Annotated in this window: 1 protein-coding gene; it reads right to left on the reverse strand. The window is 43.3% G+C overall.

All coding sequences use genetic code 11. The features are described from left to right. Window positions 1-35: 35 nt before the first annotated feature. Complete coding sequence (locus GMA8713_RS26320; RefSeq protein ID WP_010319432.1) at window positions 36-407, reverse strand: helix-turn-helix domain-containing protein; 372 nt, start codon at window positions 405-407, stop codon at window positions 36-38. Between the last annotated feature and the right edge of the window lie 170 nt (window positions 408-577).

A 577-nucleotide genomic window follows, 5' to 3' on the forward strand; every position in this document is an offset into this window, starting at 1 on the left:
CGTCATTCATGACAACATAATTTTTATGCGCAGCGCTATGAAGCGCGAACTTGCGGTGGCTTGATCAGCGACTCTGCTGGAATACCTAGCCCTTCATGAAGTTTCCAAATCATTTTTAGCGTGAGTGATCGCTTATGGTTTAGGATTTCATAAACACGATTGCTTTTACCTATCATGGGTTCAAGATCTTTAACCGTTAAGCCTTTGCGCTCCATCTCAAACTTTATTGCCTCAACAGGGTCTGGCAAATCCATTGGAAAATGCTTTGCTTCGTAGGCTTCAATTAACGTAACCAAAATGTCCAGCTTTTCGCCTTCGACGGTATCAGGCTCCGCCATCATTAGGTTTTCGATGTCGTTTAATGCCGCGCGGTAGTCGGCATCTGTTTTAATAGGTCTGATGTCCATTATATTTACCTCTTGTTACTACTTTTTGGCTTCAAATCGTTTGCACATCAATTTTTTATTCGGCTCGTCCATGAGCCTTACCCTTCGGGCTCGCGTTGCTCATGAAAATTCGTTCCCGACGAATTTTTCGTATTGTGCATGGCTGCCGATAAACCGTATGTAAACCACTT

The sequence above is a fragment of the Grimontia marina genome, assembly GCF_900060185.1.
Classification (GTDB): domain Bacteria; phylum Pseudomonadota; class Gammaproteobacteria; order Enterobacterales; family Vibrionaceae; genus Enterovibrio; species Enterovibrio marinus.

What these genes read in the sequence shown, in the direction of transcription:
- GMA8713_RS26320 (WP_010319432.1), bottom strand. Translation starts at nt 407, where the DNA reads ATGGACATCAGACCTATTAAAACAGATGCCGACTACCGCGCGGCATTA.